Genomic DNA, 19,409 nt, shown 5'->3' with positions numbered 1-19,409 from the left:
ATGTATACCATCGATTGAAATGGAGTACCATTCCTGAATCACCACCGGTCGCGACCGCGGCCTCAGCACTAGGGAGAACCAGATGCGTGTCGTAGTCGCACTCGGGGGCAACGCCCTCGCCCGCCGGGGCGAGCCGATGACAGCCGAATACCTGCGGGCCAACGTCAAGGCCGCGTGCGAGGCGCTCGCCTCGTTCGCGCGCGACAACGAGGTCGTCATCACGCACGGCAATGGTCCTCAGGTCGGCCTGCTCGCGCTGCAGAACCTCGCCTACCAGGACGTCGCGGCCTACCCGCTGGACATCCTCGGAGCCGAGACCCAGGGGATGATCGGCTACGTCGTGCAGCAGGAGCTCTCCAACGCCCTGGGCGGCGAGCGCGAGGTGGCCGGAGTCATCACCACGACCGTCGTCGACGAGAGCGACCCGGCGTTCGTGCGGCCTACGAAGCTGATCGGCCCGCAGTACTCCGCGCACGACGCCGCCGAGGCCGCCGCCGAGTACCGCTGGACCATCGCGAAGGACGGCAACGCGTTCCGTCGTGTGGTGCCCTCCCCGGTTCCGGTGTCCATCGTGCAGGCGCCGCTGATCCGCCGTCTGCTCGAGGCCGGCAGCCTCGCGGTCTGCGTCGGCGGTGGTGGCGTACCGGTCCGCGAGGACTCGAAGGGGCGTCACATCGGTGTGCAGGCGGTCGTCGACAAGGACCTCGCCAGCGCCGCGCTCGCCGCGGACATCGGCGCCGACACCCTGATCATGCTCACCGACGGCGACTACGTGAGCGAGAACTGGGGCACTCCGGAGCAGCGCGACATCCACACCGCCTCCGCGGACGCGGTCGCCGCGATGGCCTTCGCCGAGGGCTCGATGCAGCCGAAGATCGACGCCGCGATCCGCGTCGCTCGCGCCGGAGGCCGCGCGCTGATCGGCCCGCTCGACCGTCTCGACGATCTGCTCGCGCGCAAGATCGGCACCGAGATCGTGCCGACGCTCAAGGAGGGCATCCGCTGGGTCGAGCCCGCGAAGGTCTGACCGGCGCGCCGCCATCGCAGGTTGCGGACGGCTCGATGGAAGAATGATCCCGTGACCAGCAAGGATGAACGACAGCTCGAGTCGACGAAGATCGCGTCGTGGTTGCGCGACGCGATCCTCGACGGCGCACGCGCCCCGGGCAGCCGCTTGATCGAACGCGACCTCGCGGCCGAGTTCGGAGTGAGTCGTGTGCCGGTGCGCGATGCGCTCAAGGTGCTCGATGCCGAAGGGCTCGTCGAGCTGCGTCCGCACACCTGGGCGGTCGTGCGCGAGTTCACGGACGCGGACCTCGCGGATCTCGATGAGGTCCGCGCTGTGCTCGAGCCGCTGGCGTTCCGTCTGGCGGCCGAGCGCCACCGACGCGAGGGTCTGGCCCGGCTGCGTCAGGCCCTCGATCGGGAGGAGTCCAGCGCCCGCGTCGGCGATGAGATCGTCTCGCGCCGGGCGGCCGCGGATTTCCACGAGACCGTCACCGAACTCGCGGAGAACCGTCTGCTCAGCGAGATGATGCGGGGGATCGGGAGCCGCCTGCGCTGGGCGCTCTCGCAGTACGACGACCTGCAGTACATCAGCGGGGAGCACGTCGAACTCTTCGAGGCGATCCAGCGCCGCGACGGCGACCGAGCCGCGGAACTCGCCGCCACGCATCTGGAGAGCAGTCGGCGCGAGCGCATCGCGCACGTCGAAGCGCAGCGCACCGGAGCCATCCGCACGCAGGAGGCGTCGCACCGCGCGTGAACGGAACCGCCCCGCGCGGGCGGTAATCTTGCCCGATGACACCGAGAACCTTCGACCAGTCGTCCAAGCTGAAGAACGTCCTGTACGAGATCCGCGGCAACGCGCTCGTCGAGGCGGCTCGGCTGGAGGCGGCAGGCCACTCGGTGCTCAAGCTGAACACGGGCAACCCTGCGGTCTTCGGCTTCGAGGCGCCGCAGCAGATCGTGCGCGACATGCTCGCGACGCTGCCCACCGCGCACGGCTACAGCGAGAGCAAGGGCATCGTCTCCGCGCGCCGCGCCGTGGTCAGCCGCTACGAGCAGGTCGACGGCTTCCCCCTCGTCGACCCCGAGGACGTCTACCTCGGCAACGGCGTCTCCGAGCTCATCACGATGACCATGCAGGCCCTGCTGGACGAGGGCGACGAGGTGCTCATCCCCGCCCCGGACTATCCGCTGTGGACCGCGATGACCAGCCTCGCCGGCGGCACCCCGGTGCACTACCTGTGCGACGAGGAGAACGGCTGGAACCCGGATCTGGAGGATCTGCGCTCCAAGGTCACCCCGCGCACCAAGGCCATCGTCATCATCAACCCGAACAACCCCACGGGCGCGGTGTACTCGCGCGAGGTGCTGCAGGGCATCGTGCAGGTCGCGAGGGAGAACGACCTGCTGCTGTTGTCGGACGAGATCTACGACCGGATCCTCTTCGACGACGCGCAGCACATCCCGACCGCGACCCTCGCGCCCGATCTGCTCTGCCTGACCTTCAACGGACTGTCCAAGACCTACCGCGTCGCCGGGTACCGGTCGGGGTGGCTCGTCATCACCGGCCCGCAGCAGCACGCCAAGGGGTTCATCGAGGGGATCACGCTGCTCGCGTCGACCCGGCTCTGCCCGAACGTGCCGGCGCAGCACGCGGTGCAGGCGGCACTCGGCGGAGTGCAGTCGATCGAGTCGCTGATCGCGCCGAGCGGACGCCTGCATCTGCAGCGCGACGCCGCCTGGGAGGGACTCTCCGCGATCCCCGGCGTGAGCTGCGTCAAGCCCACAGGGGCGCTGTACGCGTTCCCGAAGCTGGATCCGAACGTGCACGAGATCCATGACGACGCCAAGCTCATCTACGACCTGCTGGTCGCGGAACGGATCCTGCTCGTGCAGGGCACCGGCTTCAACTGGCCGACGCCCGATCACCTGCGCGTGGTGACGCTGCCCGAGCCGCGCGTGATCACCGAGGCGATCGAGCGCCTCGGCAACTTCCTGTCGAGTTACCGGCAGTGAGCGGCGCCCCCGCCGATCGCTGATCACACCTCGGCGGGGGTCCGCTGCCGCCGGGCTCGCCGCGTCGCGGGACTCTGCGGGTCGCGCAGCAGCGTGGCGGCGAGGGTGCGCGCGGCAGCCGTGAACGCAGAGCGCCCCGACACATCCGGCACCGGTCGTGCGTGCAGGGCCGCGGCGTCCAGCGCCCGCTGGTCGTACGGCAGGAAGTGCACGTCGCGGATGCCCGAGAAGCGGTCCAGGGCGCGGCGGATCTGCCCGCGCGCATCGATGCCGAGAGGCCCGGGGCGCACCTTGTTCACGGCGACGGTGACGGGCACGTCTCCGATCTCGGCCCGCAGCTCGGCATAGCCCCGCACGAACCGGGCGATCCCGAGCGGATCGGCCGCGGCGACCGCCACGATGCGGTCGGCGCTGCGCAGAGCGGTGAGCGTCGCGGCATTGCGCCGCGGCCCGTCCAGGTCGCTGATGATCTCCTCGTCGGCCTCGAGCGAGGCCGCGACATCGACCAGCGTGATCGCGCTCCAGCCGCGGCAGGCGTCGAGCACCGCCTGCAGACGCGTCGCGGACAGTTCGGGCCAGCGTGCGGGACGGTTGATCCCCACCAGCACGTCGACGGTGCCCCCGGAGGATTCCACGGGGCTGGACAGGCGGCTCAGCTCGGCCCCGTCGAGCAGCCCGAGCTCGGCGCGGCGGCAGGCCGCGGCGATCCCTGGACCGTCATCGGTGAGGCCCAGCATGAGGGCGATCGCCGGCGCGTGCGTGTCGGCGTCGACGAGGGCGACCCCGCGGTCCGGGGCTGCGAGGAGCGCCGCGAGCTGCACCGCCAGGGTGCTGCGCCCGGGGGCGCCGTGCGGGCCCCACACGCAGATCAGCCGATTCGGCGGCGCCCCGGTGCCGAGTGCGTCCGCGCCGGTCTCGTCCGTGCCCGTGCCGGCGGTGTCGGCCCGCAGCGCGTCCGCGACATCCCACCCGCTCGAGGAAGAGGCCAGGGGCGAGGCCAGTCCGTGCCGCTGGGCGAGCCGGACGGCGGCCGGACCGTCGCCCAGGGTCAGGATCCGCACGCCCGCGCGGTCGCAGGCGCCTCGCAGCGCCGCGCTCAGCCAGCCGCGTTCGGCCGGGATCAGCAGCGCCTCGGCATCGCGGAGCTCTTCGGCATGCGCGACCAGTCGGGCCGCCTGCTCCGGGGTCATGCGTGCGATCACGGTGACGCCGGCGAGCTCCAGCTCCTCGGCGAGCGTCTCGGCGCGTTCCGGGGGAAGGGCGAGGACGACGCCGGTCATGAACGTGCTCCGAGGGGCACCACGGACAGGGAGGAACCGTCGGTCAGCGCGGTGAGCACCTCTCCGACCTTCGCCCGGCTCACGACGAGCTCGAGCGTGGTGGCCTTCGCAGAGAGGGGGCCGTCATCGCGGTCGACCGAGGCGACGGTGGCCTCGGACAGCAGCACCCGCGGTTCGCCGAAGCCCTTGCTGTCGGCGAGCGGCTCGGCCGCCCATAGCTCGACCACGGAGCCCGTGACGATCGAGGCGGGGACCGGCACCGTGCTGCGCACGACCACCGAGGTGGTGCGGCCCTGGTCGGCGTCGGCGGCGGCCGTCGAGGGCACGAGCTCGCCCTCCGCGATCGTGCGGGTCGCGATCAGACCGGGCTCGAGGGTGCCCGGGGTGAGGTAGCCGGAGCCCACCGTGCCGAGCACGACGTCGACGACGCGCACGTCGGCGGAGGTGAGCGGCTCGCCGGGAACGATCGTGCGCACGGCCTGGAGGGCGGGACTGGTCTGCTTCGCCGCGCCCACGATCAGCCAGACTCCGGCGACGGAGACGACGATCAGGGCGAGGCCGATGAAGAAGCGCAGATCGGTCCAGGGCCGACGTGCTGCTCGTGCGGTGCTCATGTGCTCATGGTCACAGAATCCGGATCCGTGCCGGGAAAGTTATCCACAGCTCTCCGCCTGTCACCGCGGATACCCCGGCGCAGAGCACAATGGGTGCATGCCCGACGCATCCACGCCTGCAGTGCGCTATCTCGCCCCGGCCCAGGTGGCCGAGCTTCTCGGCGTGCAGGTCGATGAGGTCGTCGAGCTCGTCATGCAGGGCCGGCTGCGCGGCGCGCGGATCGGCGCTCCGCCGGCCTGGCGGGTCGAGGAGGCCTCGATCACGGACTACCTGGCGGAGCAGGCCGAGGACGCGCGGCGCAGAGCGCTGTGGCGGCAGGCGAACGCGGCGAGCTTTCCCGAGCTCTGGGGCCCTCCCGTTCGTCTCGGCGAGTGACCGGGCGCTCTCCGGGGGTCTGAGCCCGTCTCCCGGGCCCGATTGTCGTGCGAGCGTCAGCCCAGCCCGGGTGCGAGCGCATCCGTGCCGATGGAGAGCACGGACGCGAACGGCACGATGCGGAACCCGGTGACCGCTCTCGCGCGTCGCGGGGAGCCCGCGTCATGCAGCGCCAGGTCCAGATGGTCGGAGCCGGCCCGATCGATCGTGCCCGCGAGCACCGTGCCGGAGCGGGTGCGCAGCGTCACGCCGCTGCGGCGTCGGGCGAGGTCGCGCACCACGAAGCCGAACGTCATCCGCTCGCGCAACGGCGAGAGCGGCTCGGCGGTGGCGCCGCTGCTCAGCAGCGCGCCGTGGTCGAGCGCCCACAGCTCCACGGCGTGGGCGGGCAGCAGCACGAGGCCCGGAGCGTCCTGCGGCTGCACGGCCGCCCAATCGGCGCCGACCGCCCGCAGCCGCCCGCGCACCCTCGTCGAATCGGTGAGCACGGCGGCGACCGCTCCGCCCTCGTCGACGAGCACGCCCAGCCGCGTGCGCAGATCGAGCCGGGCGATGCGCAGTCGCTCCGTCTCGGCGTCCAGGGCGGCGCGCTCCGCCTCCCAGCCCGAGGCGATCTGATCCTCGAGGTCCTCGAACAGCCGATCCCATTCCATGCGCTCGAGGGTACGGGACGCGGCCGGGGCGATATACGGGTTATCCACATTCCTCGGCCCAGACGACCCACGGCGCGCGCAGATGTGCTCGAATGCCAGTCACGCCATCCGAATCTCGAGGGGGAGAACAACGATGATGACGCTCGAGGACTTCGCGCCGCAGCCCACGCCGACCGCAGAGCTGCCGGATCCGGCTCCGCTGCTGCAGAGCCTCACGCGGGGCGTCCTCGAGGTGCTGGCGGGGGTGCGCGAGGCGGACCAGCTCGCGCGTTGGCTCAGCGAGGATGCGTTCCTCGTGCTGACGGCCCGTGCGAACCTGTCCGCGCGGGCCCGCAGCGCGCGCGGCGTCGCACCGGCCAGGCCGGTCTTCCGCGTCCTCTCCACGCATGTGTCCTCGCCGGCGGACGGCATCGTCGAGGCCACGCTGATCGTGCAGACCCCCGGGCGGACCAGGGCCGTGGCGGTGCGGATGGAGGGGCTGGACCGACGCTGGAGGGCGACCTCGCTGGCCGTGCTCTGAGGTCGGCTCGACCGCCCTCCGCCCGCGCGTGGGAGGAGGGGATACGCCCTAGGCTGTCAGGGTGTCGACACTCAGTGATCTCGCTCAGGCCCAGGGCTGCCTCGCCGACGAGGACATCGAATGGCTGCATCGTCTCGCCGGCGACGGGCAGCTGCTCGCGGATCTGGCCTCCGCGGACATCGTGATCTGGATCGCGACGGCCGACGGATCCTTCATCGCGGTCGCGCACACCCGCCCGAGCGGCGCGGCGACCCTGTTCTACCGTGACATCGTGGGGGAGCGGGTGCGGCCGCAGTGGCGCACCCAGGTGCAGGGCGCCTTCGACACGGCGGAGATCGTCGACTCGGCGAACCCCGACTGGTTCGAGGAGACGCCGACCAGGGTCAGAGCCGTGCCGATCGTGCGCAGCCGCAAGAGCGCCGCCGACGGCGAGCGCCCCCGGCCGATCGGCGTGCTCACCCGGCACACGAACCTCGGTGAGGCGCGCACGCCCTCCCGGCAGCAGATCACGTTCAACGAGGCGGCGGACGACCTGTTCGGCATGATCTCGGGCGGAGAGTTCCCCGACCTGTCCGCGCCCACCTCGCCGCGTCGCGGGGCCCCGCGCGCCTCGGACGGCCTCATCCGCATCGACGTCGACGGCGTCGTCACGTTCGCCAGCCCGAACGCGCTGAGCGCGTTCAATCGGATGGGCTTCGACGAGGAGCTCGAGGGGGAGTCGCTGGTCGAGGTGACGACGCGGATCGTGCCGCCCTCTCGGCAGGTCGACGAGTCGCTGCCGGTCGTGGTCACCGGGCGCGCCCCGTGGCGCACGGACGTGGAGGCCAGGGGCGTCACCGTCTCCCTGCGGGCCATCCCGCTCAAGGACCACGGCACCCGGATCGGCGCGATCGTGCTGTGCCGCGACGTGTCGGAGCTGCGTCACCAGGAGCAGGAGCTCATCACCAAGGATGCGACGATCCGCGAGATCCACCACCGGGTGAAGAACAACCTGCAGACGGTCGCGTCCCTGCTGCGGATCCAGGCCCGTCGCACGCATTCCGAGGAGGCACGCGACGCTCTGACGCAGGCGATGCGCCGTGTCGAGTCGATCGCCGTGGTGCACGACACGCTCGCCGGCGGTCTCGCGCAGAAGGTGGACTTCGACGAGGTCTTCGCGCGGGTGCTGAAGCTCGTGGCAGAGGTCGCTTCGGCGCCCAACACGCGGGCGCGCACGCAGTCGACGGGACGGTTCGGTGTGCTGCCGAGCGAGTACGCGACGCCGCTCGCGCTCGCGCTCACCGAGGTCGTCACCAACGCCGTGGAGCACGGCCTCGCCGGCCAGGAGGGCCTCGTCACCATCGAGGCGCAGCGCACCGATGAGAACCTGCGGGTGATCGTCAGCGACACCGGACACGGCCTGCCCGAGGGGCGGATCGGTCAGGGCCTGGGCACGCAGATCATCCGAACCCTCATCCAGGGCGAACTCGGCGGAACGATCGTCTGGGAGGGTTCGGACGGCGAGGGCACCGTGGTCACGATCGACCTTCCGATGCGCTGGGTGAACGGCTGAGCCGACTCAGCCTCTCGCGAGTCGGCTCGACCTGCAGGCTGAACGGCTGAGCCGGATCCGCTGGGCGCGGGTCAGCCGGCGCGGCGGGCGCGAGCGGCGCGGCGCTTGAGAGCGCGGCGCTCGTCCTCGCTGAGTCCACCCCACACGCCCGAGTCCTGGCTGGACTCGAGGGCGTACTGCAGGCAGACCTCGGTGACGGTGCACCGGGCGCACACGGCCTTCGCCTTCTCGATCTGATCAACGGCCGGACCGGTGTTCCCGACGGGGAAGAACAGTTCGGGGTCGACGGTGAGGCAGGCGGCCTTGTCGCGCCAATCCATGGGGGCTCCTCGGTGTGGAAATGTCATGGGCGCGCGAGTCTCGCGTGCCCGGAATTCGTAGGCGGCGTTCGGGGGGTCGACGCCCATCGGTGATGCGAGCGGATGCTCGCCCCACGCCGCTGTGGGAGCACATGGCTGTGATCTATTCTCTTACATGAAAGGCGAACGATCAAGGATTTTCTGCACTCCGTGTGAACGCGAGGCGAACCGCGAGCGAACGCCATCGCCCAGACACCCCCTCAGGAGCCCGCATGCGCACGTCGAGACTCACCATCGCGGCGGCGGCCGTGCTCGCCCTGGAGGCGGTGGCGCTGCTCGTCGTCACGCTCATGGAGGTGTTCGGCCTGAGCTCGGGGGCTGCGACGTCCCTGCCCTCCGCTCTCGGACTGATCGGGCTCAGCGCGGTGGGAGCCGTCGGGCTCGCGGCACTGGCCTTCGCCGTGCTCCGCGGTCGGTCGTTCGGGCGCAGCGGCGGCATGGTGGTGCAGATCCTCGCCATCGCGGTCGCGCTGAGTGCGCTCACCGTGCGCCCGTTCCCCGTGGTCTTCGTGCTGGCGCTGACGATCCCCGGCGCGATCGGCGCGGTGCTGCTGTTCCTGCTGACGCGGCGCGCGGGGCTGGACGCACGCCGTGCCGACGCCGAACAGCAGGACGACTGAGGCCCTACGCGGCGAGGCCCACGAGCTTGCGGATGCGGGCGACGTGGCCGGTGGCCTTGACGTTGTAGAGCGCGTGCGCGATCACGCCGTCCTCGTCGATGACGAAGGTCGAGCGGATCACGCCTTGGATGACCTTGCCGTAGTTCTTCTTCTCGCCCCACACCCCGTACGCGTGATGCACGGCGAGGTCGGCGTCGCTCAGCAGCGGGAAGGAGAGCCCGTCGCGCTCCGCGAACTGCTTGAGCTTGGCCACATCGTCGCGCGAGACCCCCAGCACCGTGTATCCGGCGCCCTGCAGAGAGGCGAGGCTGTCGCGGAAGTCGCACGCCTCGGTCGTGCAGCCCGGGGTCATCGCCGCCGGGTAGAAGTACAGGATGACGTTGCGGCCGCCCAGATCGTGAAGCGAGACGGACGCGCCGTCCTGGTCCTGCAGGGTGAAGTCGGGGGCGGGGGATCCTGGTTCGAGGCGCTGTGCGGTCACCTCTCCAGGCTACCCGCACGTACGGGAGCGGTTCCGCTCAGAGCTTGTCCGCGAAGGTCGCCAGCAATCGCTGCAGCGATTCCAGCCGCGCCAGCCCGGCCTCGCCGAGGGCTCCGTCCGCGGCGGCCTCGTTGAGCGCGCAGTCCTCCGCGTCGGCGCGGTGCGTGCAGCCGCGGGGGCAGTTCTCCGCGATCGCGGCGAGCTCGGTGAAGGCGGCGAGGATGTTCTGCGGATCCACGTGCCCCAGCCCGAAGGAGCGCACGCCCGGGGTGTCGATGACCCAGCCGGAGCCGCCGTCCGATCCGGGGGCGAGAGCAGGGGCGAGGTAGCGCAGCGACACCGTCGACGAAGAGGTGTGCCGGCCTCGTCCGGTGACCTCGTTCACATGCCCGGTGGCCCGGCGCGCCCCCGGCACGAGGGCGTTCACGAGCGTGGACTTGCCGACACCGGAGTGCCCGACGAACACCGTGGAGTGCCCGATGAGCGCTCGGCCGATCTCGTCGACCGGCATCTCGCCCTGGGCGCTCGTGAAGACGGTCAGATCCAGACCCTCGAAGTGCTTCAGGAACGCGGACGGATCCGCCAGATCCGTCTTGGTGACCACCAGCAGCGGGCGGATCCCGGCGTCGAGCGCGGCCACCAGATAGCGGTCGACCAGGCGCTCGCGGGGTTCGGGGTCGGCCGCAGCGACCACGATGAGCATCTGGTCGGCGTTGGCGACGATGACGCGCTCCACCTGGTCCGTGTCATCGGCACTGCGGCGCAGCAGGGACGAACGCTCGAGGATGCCGACGATCCGGCCCAGAGTGCCCTCCTCGCCCGTGACGTCGCCGACCACGCGGGCTGCGTCGCCGGTGACGATGGGCGTGCGGCGCAGCTCCCGGGCGCGCGCGGCGGTGATCGTGTGCTCGTCGTCGCCGCCCTCGCCGATCAGCACGGCGTACCGACCTCGATCCACGCCCAGCACCCGCCCGATCTCGGCATCGGTGTGCGCGGGGCGGCGTTTGGTGCGCGGACGGTTGGCCTTGGGATTCGGGCGCGACCGGATCTGGGACTCGTCGAAGTCGTCGAGCTCGTCGTCGCCGTCGTCGTCCAGCCAGCTCACGCGGGGGTGCTCCCAGAGGCGTCGACGGAGAGCATGCGCTCCCACAGCTGTGTGAACTCGGGCAGGGTCTTCGCCGTGGTCCCGATCTCGTCGACCTCGACGCCCGGCACGCGCAGGCCGATGAGGGCGCCCGTGGTCGCCATGCGGTGGTCGTGGTGGGCGGGCCAGGTGCCGGCCCGCAGTTCCGCAGGAGCGATGCGGATGCCGTCCTCGAGCTCCAGGGCCTCGCCGCCGAGGGCACGGAGGTTGCCGGCGAGTGCCGCGATCCGGTCGGTCTCGTGCAGCCGGATGTGGCCGATTCCGGTGATCGTGGTCGGTGCGTCCGCCAGAGCGGCGAGACCCACGAACGTCGGCGCGAGTTCGCCGGCGGCTGACAGATCGAACTCGCCGCCGCGGATGCGACCGGTGCCGCGCACCGTGAGCACGCCGTCCGCGCGGTGCACGTCGGCGCCGATCCGTTCCAGCAGGTCGGGCAGCAGGGCGCCGGGCTGGGTGGAGCGCGTCGGCCAGCCCTCGATCGCGACCTCGCCGCCGGCGACGAGCGCCGCCGCGAGGAACGGGGCGGCGTTGGACAGATCCGGCTCGATCGCGATCTCGCGGGAGCGGGGCACACCGCCCTCCACCATCCATTCGCCGGGACCAGGGCGGGTGACCTTGATCCCGCGGCGGGTCAGCGCCTCCACTGTCATGTCGATGTGCGGCATGCTGGGCAGCCGCTCGCCGGTGTGCACCAGATGCAGACCCACGTCGAAGCGCGGCGCCGCCAGGAGCAGCCCCGAGACGAACTGACTCGATGCGGACGCGTCGATCTCGACACGGCCGCCGCGGATGTGCCCGCGCCCGCGGATCGTGAACGGCAGAGACCAGCTGCCGTTGTCCTCGATGTCGACGCCGAGGTCGCGCAGCGCGTGGATCATGGCGCCCATCGGGCGGTGCAGCGCCGTCTCGTGCGCGGTGAGCAGCACGTCGCCGCGAGCGAGTCCCGCGAGCGGCGCGATGAAGCGCATCACCGTGCCGGCCTGGCCGCAGTCGACGGTCGTGCCGCCGGTGAGCGGGGCGGGGGTGATCCGTAGATCGGGGCCGAACCCTCCGGTGCCGAGCTGCTCCTCGATGCCGACGCCGAGTGCGCGCAGCGCGTCGATCATGCGGGCGGAGTCGTCCGAATGCAGCGGGGCCGAGACGACACCCGGAGCGTCGGCGATCGCTGCAAGCACGAGTTCGCGGTTGGTGAGCGACTTGGATCCCGGTACGCGCAGTCGCGCACGCAGTGAGCCGGCGGCGAGCGGCGCGGACCAGCGTCCGCGCGGGGCGGGGGAATACAAGGAGGCGCTCATCGGTTCCTACCCTACTGAAGGCCTCCGGCAGCGGAGGGCGAGAAGAAGGAAGGCAGTGCGCATGCTCGCGACGCTCGAACCGGTGGAGGCCGACGTTCTCGGCCTAAACTGGCTTGCGATGAACGATCACGCACCGCTGGACGCGCAGCCGGACGCGGAATCCTCCGCGCGCCGGGAATTCGAGGAGCAGGCGATCCCCTTCATGGATCAGCTGTACGCCGCCGCCATGCGCATGACGCGCAACCCGTCCGACGCTGCGGACCTGGTCCAGGAGACGTTCGTGAAGGCGTTCGCCTCATGGTCGAGCTTCACGCAGGGCACGAACCTGAAGGCGTGGCTGTACCGGATCCTGACGAACACCTACATCAACATCTACCGCAAGCGCCAGCGCGAGCCCTACCAGGGCACGATCGACGAGCTGGAGGACTGGCAGCTCGGCGGCGCCGAGTCGACCACGGCCTCGCACAGCCGCTCGGCCGAGGCCGAGGCGATCGACCGGATGCCCGCGTCGGTGGTCAAGGAGGCGCTGCAGGCGGTCCCGGAGGACTTCCGGCTGGCGGTGTACCTCGCCGACGTCGAGGGCTTCGCCTACCAGGAGATCGCCGACATCATGAAGACCCCCATCGGCACCGTCATGAGCCGCCTGCACCGCGGGCGTCGCATGCTGCGGGAGCTGCTGGCGGACTACGCCGCAGAGCGAGGGATCGCCACGGCCGGCACGAGGAGCACGAAATGACGGACTGCGGATGCGCCAAGGCGCAGCAGGATCTGGAGGAATACCTCCGCAACGAGATGTGCAAGACGGAGCACTCCGACATCCGCGAGCATCTCGAGAACTGCCCGTCCTGCGCAGAGGAGGCCCTCGTCGCGACCACGCTGACCGAGGTCGTCTCACGCGCGTGCAAGGAGACGGCGCCCGAGGAGCTGCGCGACCAGGTGCTGGCGCGGCTGCGCGCCGTGCAGGCATCCGTCCACTGACGCGTCGCGCGTGACTCACGGCCGCTGCACTGTCGGCGGTCGTGGTTAGGCTGAGGGCATGGCAGACCTCGACGCCCGTGACGTCCCCGTCGATCCGACCTCGCAGGAGCGCCTGAGCGCTTCTGGTCTCAAGTACCGCATCGTCGACCTGTCGGATCCGGCGCGGCTGCGCGGTTTCGCCCGCGCCGACGCACGCGGCTTCCTGGACAAGGAACCCGACGACGAGACGATCCGCGTCATGGGCGAGATGATGTCCGGGCGGCGGAACATCGGCGTGTACGCGCCTGGCATCGAGATCCCCGTCGCGACCGTCGACTCCTGGGTGACGCCGATGACCGTACCCGGCGACGACGGAGCGCACGTCGACATGTGGGCGATCAGCATCGTCACCGTCGCCGCGACCCATCGTCGGCGCGGGATCGCTCGCAACCTCCTGGAGGGCGAGCTCCGCGCCGCGGCCTCCGCCGGCGTCCCGATCGCGGGGCTGACCGCCACGGAGGCGACGATCTACGGACGCTACGGCTTCGGCCCCGCGGTCCCCGTTTCACGCGTGCGCGTGGACGCACGCCGTGCCGGCGGCGTCGCGCTGCCGGCCGCGGACGGCGCGACGACGGTCGAGTATCTGGAGCCCGAAGCGCTGCTGGCGGCGCTCGGCGAGGTGCACGAGCGCGCCCGTCTGCACCGGCCGGGCGACATCCCGGGGTGGCCGCTGCGCTGGCGGCGGATGGCGGGGCTCACGCCCGGCGACGAGAGGTCCCGCGCCGTCCGAGGAGTCAGGGCCGTCGACGCCGAAGGCTCCACCCGGGGTGTGCTGGCCTACACGCTCGATGAGCTTCCCGACGAATTCGGCGCCGACTTCGCGATCCGTCATCTCGATGCCGAGACTCCGGAGGCGCTGCGCGCGCTCTGGGCCTTCGCGGTGAACCACGACCTGATCCGCACCGTGCACGCGGACCTCCGTCCCGTCGACGATCCGCTGCCGTGGCTCGTCGCCAACCAGCGCGCGGTGCAGACCACCGTCCACGACCACGGCTGGCTGCGGATCCTGGACGTCGGGGCCGTTCTGACGGCCCGCACCTACCGCGGACCCCTCGACGTCGTACTGCGGGTGTCGGACCCGCTCGGACTCGCCGACGGATCCTGGCGTCTGCGGGTCGACGATGCCGGCAAGGCGGAGGTGGACGCCACCTCTGACACGCCGGACCTCGAGCTCGGCGTCGATGCGCTGTCATCGCTCTACCTGGGCGGCGTGAGCGCGACCACGCTGCGCGCGGCAGGGAGGATCTCGGCCTCGGCGGAGACCGCGGCCGCTGTGCAGAACGCGTTCGCGACGGCCGAGGCGCCGGCGCTCACGATCTGGTACTGAATGTCCGAGGCCCTCGCTACCGTGAGGGCATGACCGCACTCCGTCCCGCCGAGGGATCCGATGGCGCCGCCGTCGTCACCGTCGCGCCGTCCGGGCTCGGGCTGGCGCAGGGCATCGCGCTGTATCTCGCCTCCGTGCTCGGTACGGGACTGCTGGTGCTCCCCGGGCTCGCGGCGAAGACCGCCGGTCCGGCCAGCCTCATCGCGGTGGGGGTGATCACGCTCCTGGCCGTGCCCCTCGCGGGCGCGTTCGCCGCGCTCGCCGCGCGTCATCCGGATCCGGGCGGGGTCGCCAGCTATGCGCGTCGCGCCCTCGGGCCGACCGCCGCGCGCGCGACCGGATACTGGTTCCTGTTCGGGGTCGCGGCCGGTGGTCCCGTGGTGTCGGTGCTCGGCGCCCGCTACATCGCGACCGCCGTCGGGATCGACAGCGCGGGCATCCCGTGGCTCGCTCTGGGCTTCCTCGTGGTGCCGTTCATCGCCAACCTGTTCGGGGTGCGGCTCACCGGCTGGCTGCAGCTGGTGCTGACCGGCCTGCTGCTCGCGATCGTGGTCGTGGTGGTCGCGGTCGCCGCGCCCGCCGTGCACCCGGAGAGCTTCACGCCGTTCCTTCCGCACGGATGGGGCGGCGTGGGCACCGCGATCGTGATGTTCGTGTGGGCGTTCGCCGGCTGGGAGGTCGGCACCCACATCTCCGGCGAGTTCGCGCGTCCGCGACGCACGATCCCGCTGGCGACCGCGATCACTCTGGTGCTGGCCGGCGGCTGCTATCTCGCACTGCAGGTCGTGACGGTCGGCGCTCTGGGGGAGCGGGCGGGGCACGGCGACGTCGTGCTGCTCGATCTCGCCGAGGCGGGCGGTGTGCGCGCGGCGCCCACGCTCATCGGCCTGGTGTCGGCCGTGGTCGCCCTCGGCGTGCTCAACGTCTACCTCGCCGCGTTCGGCAAGCTCGGGGCATCGCTGGCGGCCAACGGCGATCTGCCGGGCTGGTTCGCGAAGGGAGCCGAGTCCGGCGCCGTGCCGCGGCGTGCGCTGCTGCTGTCGATGGCCCTCGTGCTGGCCTACTTCGCGGTGTCGTGGGTCATGGGCTTCGACCTGCAGCCGTTCATCCTCATCCACACCGCCAGCATGGTCGCGGTGTACACGGTCGGCATGATCGCCGCGATCCGGATCCTGCCACGGCGCACGCCCGGCTGGTGGATGGCGGTGATCGCCTCGGTCTGCACGGTGGGTCTGCTGCTGCTCGCCGGGGTCGCGCTCGTGGTCCCCGCCGCCGTTGCCGTCATCGCACTCGCCGTGACCGCGGTGCGGAGCGTGCGGGAACGACGACGCGGTGCCCCGGAGAACCGGGACACCGCGTCGATCGGCTGAGCGGACCGCTCAGAGCGTCAGCGCCCGCGAGAGCAGGTCGGCCTGCTCCGCGGCGTGCACCTTCGAGGATCCGGTCGACGGCGCCGCCGACGCGGGCCGGGTGATCGGGCGCACGACGCGCGGACCGGGCACGGTCTGGAAGTGCAGGGCGAGGAACGGCCAGGCGCCCTGGTTCTCCGGCTCCTCCTGCATCCAGACGATCTCGGCGTTGGGGTAGGTGTCGGCGACGGTCTTCAGCGTGCGCAGCGGCACGGGGTAGAGCTGCTCGACACGCACCAGCGCGATCTCCGGGTTCGGGTTCTTCTCGAGCTCGGCGACCAGGTCCCAGTGCACCTTGCCGGAGTGGAAGATCACGCGCTTGACCGCGGTCCGGTCGAGCGCACGGGTGTCGTCGATCACGGCCTCGAACTTGCCGCGCGTGAAGTCCTCGACCGGGCTGGTCGCGCCGCGCAGGCGCAGCATCGCCTTCGGGGTGAAGACGATGAGCGGCCGGCGCGGCTTCGCGTATGCCTGGCGGCGCAGCAGGTGGAAGTAGCTCGCCGGAGTGGACGGGCGCGCCACGGTCATGTTGTCCTGCGCGCACAGCTGTAGGAAGCGCTCCATGCGCGCGGACGAGTGATCCGGTCCCTGACCCTCGTAGCCGTGCGGGAGCAGCAGCACGACGCTCGACTGCTGGCCCCACTTCTGCTCGGCGGCCGAGATGTACTCGTCGATGACCGACTGCGCGCCGTTCACGAAGTCGCCGAACTGCGCCTCCCACAGCACCAGCGCCTCGGGGCGCTCCACCGAATAGCCGTACTCGAAGCCGAGCGCGGCGTACTCGCTGAGCAGCGAGTCGTAGACGAAGAAGCGCGCCTGGTTGTCGGAGAGGTTGGCCAGCGGCAGCCACTCCTGGCCGTTCGCGCGGTCGTGCAGAGCCGCATGACGCTGCACGAACGTGCCGCGACGCGAGTCCTGTCCGGCCAAGCGCACGGGGGTGCCCTCGACCAGCAGCGAACCGAAGGCGAGGAGTTCTCCGAAGCCCCAGTCGATCCCGCCGTTGCGGCTCATGTCGACGCGCTTGTCCATGGCCTGCTGCAGCTTCGGGTGCACGGTGAAGCCTTCGGGCTTGTTCGCGTGCGCGTCACCGATGAGGTGCACGACCTCGAGCGGGACGCCGGTGACCTCGGGGGTGCCGATCTGCTCGTCGACGGGCGGGAGGTCGGGGGCGATCGGCGTGGCGCCGGTCTCCGCCGCGTGCGTCTCCGCGAAGGCGATCTCCAGGCGGTTCTGGAAGTCGGCCTTGGCCTGGTCGTACTCCTCCTGGGTGATGTCGCCGCGACCGACGAGCGCGTCGGTGTACAGACTCCGCACCGAGCGCTTCGCCTGGATCAGGTCGGTCATCAGCGGCTGCGTCATCGACGGGTCATCGCCCTCGTTGTGGCCGCGACGGCGGTAGCAGACCAGGTCGATCACGATGTCGCGGTGGAACCGCTCGCGGTATTCGAAGGCGAGCTGTGCCACGTGCACCACGGCCTCGGGGTCGTCGCCGTTCACATGCAGGACCGGGGCCTGGATGGTCTTCGCGACGTCGGTCGCGTACACCGACGTGCGCGAGTCGTTGGGCAGCGTGGTGAAGCCGACCTGGTTGTTCACGACCACGTGCACGGTGCCGCCGGTGCGGTAGCCCCGCAGCTGCGACATCTGCAGCGTCTCCACCACGACGCCCTGACCCGCGAAGGCGGCGTCGCCGTGCACCAGGATCGGCAGCCAGGTGAACGTGCCGATGGGCTTGCGGTCCTGCTTGGCGCGCGCGATGCCCTCGAGCACACCGTCCACCGTCTCCAGGTGCGAGGGGTTCGCGGCGAGGAGGATCGGCAGTTCGGCGCCGTCGTCGGCGACGAACGTGCCCTCCTTGCCCAAGTGGTACTTGACGTCACCGGATCCGCGCTGGTTGCCCGGCAGGGTGGATCCCTCGAACTCGCGGAACACCTGGCCGTAGGTCTTGCCGGCGATGTTCGCGAGGACGTTCAGGCGTCCGCGGTGCGCCATGCCGATCGCGGCGCCGTCGAGTCCCGCACCGGCCGCGCCCTGCAGGATCTCGTCCAGCAGGGGAACGAGAGACTCGGCGCCTTCGAGCGAGAAGCGCTTCTGGCCGACGTACTTGGTCTGCAGGAAGGTCTCGAAGGCCTCGGCCTCGTTGAGCTTGCTGAGCACGCGCAGCTGCTCGTCGTGGCCGGGCTTGACGTACTTGACCTCGACCTTGTCCTGGAACCAGCGGCGCTGCTCGGGATCCTGGATGTGCATGTACTCGATGCCGATCGTGCGGCAGTAGGAGTCGCGGAGAACTCCGAGGATCTCGCGCAGCTTCAGCTGACGATGACCGCCGAAGCCGTTCGTGACGAACTCGCGATCCAGATCCCAGAACGTCAGTCCGTGGGTCTCGATCTCGAGATCGGGGTGCGTGCGCTGCACGTACTCGAGGGGGTCGATGTCGGCCATGAGGTGGCCGCGCACACGGTAGGAGTTGATGAGCTCCTGCACGCGCGCCGTCTTGTCGATGCGCTCGGCGAGGTCGACCGCGATGTCCTTGTTCCAGTGGATCGGGGCGTACGGGATCCGCAGTGCACGGAAGATGCCCTCGTAGAAGCCGCGCTCGCCGATCAGCAGCTCGTGCACCTTCTTCAGGAACTCGCCCGAACCCGCGCCCTGGATGACCCGGTGGTCGTAGGTCGAGGTGAGCGTGATCGTCTTGCCGATGCCGAGCACGTCGAGCGTCTTCTGGCTGGAGCCCTGGAACTCCGCCGGGTACTCGAGGGCGCCGGCGCCGATGATGCAGCCCTGGCCCTTCATCAGACGCGGCACGGAGTGCACGGTGCCGATGCCGCCCGGGTTCGTCAGGGACAGCGTGGTGCCCTGGAAGTCCGCGGCGGTCAGCTTGTTCCCGCGCGCGCGGCCGATGAGATCCTCGTAGGCGGAGAGGTACTCGCTGAACGTGAGGGATTCGGCGCGCTTGATGCTCGGCACGAGCAGCGCGCGGGTGCCGTCGGGCTTGGGGATGTCGATCGCGATGCCGAGGTTCACGTGCGCGGGGGCGACGACGCTGGGCTTGCCGTCGACCTCGGCGTAGAACACGTTCTGGCTCGGGAACTCCTTGATCGCCTGGATCAGCGCCCAGCCGATGAGGTGCGTGAAGGACACCTTGCCGCCGCGGGTGCGGGACATGTGGTTGTTGATGACGATGCGGTTGTCGATCATCAGCTTCGCCGGAACGGTGCGCACACTCGTCGCGGTGGGGACGGTGAGCGACTCGTCCATGTTCGCGGCGAGGGTCTTCGGCATGCCGCGCAGGGGGGTGACGACGTCCTCGTGCTGCTCGGCGCCGGGTTCCCCGGTGGCGCGATCCTGCGCCTGGGCGGGGATCGGAGCCTGGCGCGCGGGCTTGGTCGTCGTGCGCGCGACGGGCTGCTGGCCGATCACCGGGACCGGTGCGGTCACCGGGTGGGCGTCCGGAGCCGCCGCCGGCGTGGTCGCGGGTGCGGCGGGAGCCGCCGCAGGCTCAGAGGGGTGGTAGTTCTCGAGGACCGGCCACCACTCCTTGTCGACGGAGTTGCGGTCGATCTTGAACTGCTCGTACAGCTCATCGACGAGCCAGGAATTGGCCCCGAACTCTCCATCTCCAGAAGTCCCGACGCCGGTCACCTGGCTCGACACGCTCGATCGCCCTCTTTCATCGCTGAATCTGGTGGGATCCGTCCCCGGTGGTCTCCGGGTATGGCCACTCATCCGGGTGTCAAG

At 70.8% G+C, this 19,409-nt stretch carries 19 protein-coding genes; 11 read left to right on the top strand and 8 right to left on the bottom strand.

Annotated features, from left to right (window positions below; genetic code table 11):
* The first annotated feature begins 82 nt into the window (after positions 1-82).
* Genes ACFWCK_RS11715 through ACFWCK_RS11705 form a run of 3 tightly spaced genes read left to right on the top strand, consistent with a single transcriptional unit; the run spans position 83 to position 3,024 of the window.
* Positions 83-1,027 (top strand): carbamate kinase, encoded by a 945-nt coding sequence (locus tag ACFWCK_RS11715; RefSeq protein ID WP_233310612.1) that lies wholly within the window; start codon positions 83-85, stop codon positions 1,025-1,027.
* 51 nt (positions 1,028-1,078) lie between these two features.
* A complete protein-coding gene (locus ACFWCK_RS11710; RefSeq protein WP_233310613.1) occupies positions 1,079-1,765 on the top strand; it encodes a GntR family transcriptional regulator in 687 nt (228 codons plus the stop codon).
* Positions 1,766-1,800: 35 nt separating this feature from the next.
* Positions 1,801-3,024 (top strand): pyridoxal phosphate-dependent aminotransferase, encoded by a 1,224-nt coding sequence (locus tag ACFWCK_RS11705; RefSeq protein WP_378805951.1) that lies wholly within the window; start codon positions 1,801-1,803, stop codon positions 3,022-3,024.
* A 23-nt stretch (positions 3,025-3,047) separates the two neighbouring features.
* Here ACFWCK_RS11705 and ACFWCK_RS11700 read toward each other — a convergent pair whose 3' ends face one another.
* Together ACFWCK_RS11700 and ACFWCK_RS11695 are read right to left on the bottom strand one after the other, a co-directional pair.
* Positions 3,048-4,304 carry a CpaE family protein gene (locus ACFWCK_RS11700; RefSeq protein WP_378805950.1) on the bottom strand — a complete coding sequence of 419 codons (1,257 nt, stop codon included), beginning with the start codon at positions 4,302-4,304 and terminating at the stop codon, positions 3,048-3,050.
* Positions 4,301-4,918, bottom strand: a complete 618-nt coding sequence (locus ACFWCK_RS11695; protein ID WP_378805949.1) for an SAF domain-containing protein — start codon at positions 4,916-4,918, stop codon at positions 4,301-4,303. The genes ACFWCK_RS11700 and ACFWCK_RS11695 overlap by 4 nt, the downstream gene beginning before the upstream one ends.
* Positions 4,919-5,015: 97 nt before the next feature.
* On the opposite strand from ACFWCK_RS11695, the gene ACFWCK_RS11690 reads away from it, so the two are divergent.
* Complete coding sequence (locus ACFWCK_RS11690; protein ID WP_233310617.1) at positions 5,016-5,294, top strand: helix-turn-helix domain-containing protein; 279 nt, start codon at positions 5,016-5,018, stop codon at positions 5,292-5,294.
* Positions 5,295-5,350: 56 nt separating this feature from the next.
* Here the strand turns inward: ACFWCK_RS11690 and ACFWCK_RS11685 are convergent, their stop codons facing one another.
* Positions 5,351-5,947 carry a hypothetical protein gene (locus ACFWCK_RS11685; protein WP_233310618.1) on the bottom strand — a complete coding sequence of 199 codons (597 nt, stop codon included), beginning with the start codon at positions 5,945-5,947 and terminating at the stop codon, positions 5,351-5,353.
* 136 nt (positions 5,948-6,083) lie between these two features.
* Between ACFWCK_RS11685 and ACFWCK_RS11680 the strand changes: the two genes are divergently transcribed.
* Positions 6,084-6,467: an Rv3235 family protein gene (locus ACFWCK_RS11680; RefSeq protein WP_374107815.1), complete on the top strand. Its 384-nt coding sequence runs from the start codon at positions 6,084-6,086 to the stop codon at positions 6,465-6,467.
* 61 nt (positions 6,468-6,528) lie between these two features.
* Positions 6,529-8,019: a sensor histidine kinase gene (locus ACFWCK_RS11675; protein WP_233310620.1), complete on the top strand. Its 1,491-nt coding sequence runs from the start codon at positions 6,529-6,531 to the stop codon at positions 8,017-8,019.
* Between the two features lie 71 nt (positions 8,020-8,090).
* On the opposite strand, the gene ACFWCK_RS11670 is transcribed toward ACFWCK_RS11675, so the two are convergent.
* A complete protein-coding gene (locus ACFWCK_RS11670) occupies positions 8,091-8,339 on the bottom strand; it encodes a WhiB family transcriptional regulator (protein ID WP_045249333.1) in 249 nt (82 codons plus the stop codon).
* Between the two features lie 251 nt (positions 8,340-8,590).
* Here ACFWCK_RS11670 and ACFWCK_RS11665 point away from each other — a divergent pair, with 251 nt between their 5' ends.
* Positions 8,591-8,998: a hypothetical protein gene (locus ACFWCK_RS11665; protein ID WP_233310621.1), complete on the top strand. Its 408-nt coding sequence runs from the start codon at positions 8,591-8,593 to the stop codon at positions 8,996-8,998.
* A gap of 4 nt (positions 8,999-9,002) precedes the next feature.
* Here the strand turns inward: ACFWCK_RS11665 and bcp are convergent, their stop codons facing one another.
* From bcp to aroA, 3 genes are read right to left on the bottom strand one after another with little or no spacing between them, the layout of a single operon-like run.
* A complete protein-coding gene (bcp, locus tag ACFWCK_RS11660; protein ID WP_378805948.1) occupies positions 9,003-9,479 on the bottom strand; it encodes a thioredoxin-dependent thiol peroxidase in 477 nt (158 codons plus the stop codon).
* Between the two features lie 37 nt (positions 9,480-9,516).
* The gene (rsgA, locus tag ACFWCK_RS11655; RefSeq protein ID WP_378805947.1) at positions 9,517-10,584 is read right to left on the bottom strand and encodes a ribosome small subunit-dependent GTPase A; all 1,068 of its coding nucleotides are present in this window, start codon (positions 10,582-10,584) and stop codon (positions 9,517-9,519) included.
* Complete coding sequence (aroA, locus tag ACFWCK_RS11650; protein ID WP_233310624.1) at positions 10,581-11,918, bottom strand: 3-phosphoshikimate 1-carboxyvinyltransferase; 1,338 nt, start codon at positions 11,916-11,918, stop codon at positions 10,581-10,583. Before aroA ends, rsgA begins: the two co-directional genes overlap by 4 nt.
* 118 nt (positions 11,919-12,036) lie before the next feature.
* Between aroA and ACFWCK_RS11645 the strand changes: the two genes are divergently transcribed.
* Genes ACFWCK_RS11645 through ACFWCK_RS11630 form a run of 4 tightly spaced genes read left to right on the top strand, consistent with a single transcriptional unit; the run spans position 12,037 to position 15,632 of the window.
* Entirely contained in the window at positions 12,037-12,654 is a 618-nt protein-coding gene (locus ACFWCK_RS11645) for a sigma-70 family RNA polymerase sigma factor (protein ID WP_233310625.1), read from the top strand.
* Complete coding sequence (locus ACFWCK_RS11640; RefSeq protein WP_233310626.1) at positions 12,651-12,896, top strand: zf-HC2 domain-containing protein; 246 nt, start codon at positions 12,651-12,653, stop codon at positions 12,894-12,896. The genes ACFWCK_RS11645 and ACFWCK_RS11640 overlap by 4 nt, the downstream gene beginning before the upstream one ends.
* A gap of 58 nt (positions 12,897-12,954) precedes the next feature.
* Positions 12,955-14,262, top strand: coding sequence for a GNAT family N-acetyltransferase (locus ACFWCK_RS11635; protein ID WP_378805946.1), 1,308 nt, complete (start codon positions 12,955-12,957; stop codon positions 14,260-14,262).
* 29 nt (positions 14,263-14,291) lie between these two features.
* Positions 14,292-15,632: an APC family permease gene (locus tag ACFWCK_RS11630; protein WP_378805945.1), complete on the top strand. Its 1,341-nt coding sequence runs from the start codon at positions 14,292-14,294 to the stop codon at positions 15,630-15,632.
* A gap of 9 nt (positions 15,633-15,641) precedes the next feature.
* Here ACFWCK_RS11630 and ACFWCK_RS11625 read toward each other — a convergent pair whose 3' ends face one another.
* Positions 15,642-19,325: a multifunctional oxoglutarate decarboxylase/oxoglutarate dehydrogenase thiamine pyrophosphate-binding subunit/dihydrolipoyllysine-residue succinyltransferase subunit gene (locus ACFWCK_RS11625; protein WP_233310629.1), complete on the bottom strand. Its 3,684-nt coding sequence runs from the start codon at positions 19,323-19,325 to the stop codon at positions 15,642-15,644.
* Positions 19,326-19,409 lie beyond the last annotated feature (84 nt).

The organism is Microbacterium sp. NPDC060117 (assembly GCF_042729315.1).
Taxonomy (GTDB): domain Bacteria; phylum Actinomycetota; class Actinomycetes; order Actinomycetales; family Microbacteriaceae; genus Microbacterium.
Note: the sequence above shows the minus strand (reverse complement) of the source record. Positions and strands in the feature narration are given on the sequence as shown.